Origin of the sequence: Loigolactobacillus bifermentans DSM 20003 (genome assembly GCF_001434575.1) — a bacterium.
GTDB classification, from domain to species: Bacteria; Bacillota; Bacilli; order Lactobacillales; family Lactobacillaceae; genus Loigolactobacillus; species Loigolactobacillus bifermentans.
On sequence record NZ_AZDA01000008.1, the window covers coordinates 1 to 1,590 of the forward strand.

1 protein-coding gene is annotated in these 1,590 nt (G+C 45.6%); it reads left to right on the forward strand.

Annotation, left to right across the window (positions count from 1 at the left end; all coding sequences use genetic code 11):
- Positions 1–77 precede the first annotated feature (77 nt).
- The gene (locus tag FC07_RS01995; protein ID WP_057903464.1) at positions 78–1,388 is read left to right on the forward strand and encodes an IS1380 family transposase; all 1,311 of its coding nucleotides are present in this window, start codon (positions 78–80) and stop codon (positions 1,386–1,388) included.
- The last annotated feature ends 202 nt before the right edge of the window (positions 1,389–1,590 follow it).

The window sequence follows — 1,590 nt, forward strand, 5'->3', positions numbered from 1 at the left end:
GCAGAAAAAGAACCTCCGATTTGGTATAGTTGATTCACCACAAGTCAGCTATCCACCAAAAGAAAGAGGTCCTTCTCATGGCAACTTTACCGGAAAAACGAGTTAATTTCAATCCTAAATTACATATTTCGCACACTGGTGGTGAACTTTCCACTGATGCTGGGCTAGTGTTGGTCAAAGAATTAATGGCGCAACTCAATTTCACGACCTTAGCGTATCAATTAGTCCATTTTGATGACCAGCGCCATTACGCTCGTTACAGCAACGTTAGTCTACTAGAACAGGTCGTGCTGCAGTTGATCGCCGGTTACCCGGCCGATCTAGCTGCCACCAATTTGCGCAATGACCCCACATTTAAATTACTATTGGCACAACCGCAATTGGCCTCACAACCGTCATTATCCCGTTTTTGGCAACGCTGTGACGAGCAGACCATCACCTCATTACAAACGTTGAATCAAGCATTGCTTGACCAAGCGTGGACTGGCGCCAAGCAACAACAGCTGATCCTCGATATTGACTCGACTCACGCCGATACTCATGGTCATCAGGAAAAAACGGCCTTTAATGCGCATTACGGTACCACGGGTTACCATCCGCTGGTCGCTTTTGACGGGCAAACGGGCCACTGTTTAAAGGCTCAATTGCGCCCAGGTAATGTTTATACCAGTACGGATATTGCCCCCTTTATCACGCCACTACTACAGCACTATCATCAAGTCAAACCGAACGCTGATATCTTGGTCCGCGGGGATAGTGGCTTTGCGACTCCAGAATTATACGAAACTTGTGAAGCCAACGACACTTTTTACTTGATCCGCCTGAAAGCCAATCGGCGGCTGAACCAACTGGCTGAACGTTTTGTTCAGATCAGTGATGAGCAGAATTGGACTGAGACCGAGGTCCATTATTATCGCGCGTCTTATCAAGCCCGATCATGGCCTAAGCCGCGCCAGATCTATATTAAATCAACTCGACCAGCTGGTGAATTGTTATTTCAACATGAATACCTTGTGTCCAATTTAACGAGTTTTGTCGCCGAAGATGCGTTTCAAGCCTATCATCAACGGGGCCAAATGGAAAATTATATCAAGGAAGCCAAGGCTGGCTTTTACCTGGATAAAATGACTAGCTCGCAATTTATACCAAATTATGCCCGCATGATGCTCAGTGTCCTCGCTTATAATTTAGTCAGCTTGATGCGCCAATTGTTGCCTGTACAACATCAGCGATTACAGGTTACAACCTTGCGCTTATGGCTGTTTAAAGTAGCGGGTAAGCTGGTGACCAGCGGCCGGCAACTTTATCTAAAATTAAGCCGCCACCACGTCTATCAGGATTTGTTTTATCAACTGTTAGCTCGAATCCAAGCGCTACAGTGGGGCTAAACTGGTGCAATAAATCAAAAAAAGTCGGTTCGGCCAAGGGGCAAGTATGCTCAAAATTGAGGATCAAAAATTTATCCAGCCCCATAATTTGGTAGCCTTTAGCAAAAACAGTACATCTTGGTTTGACTACACCATAGCAGCACGAGAATTGGTCCAAAATTGTGCGGTATGCCGATATTAAACCTCGTATGAATAATTCGGG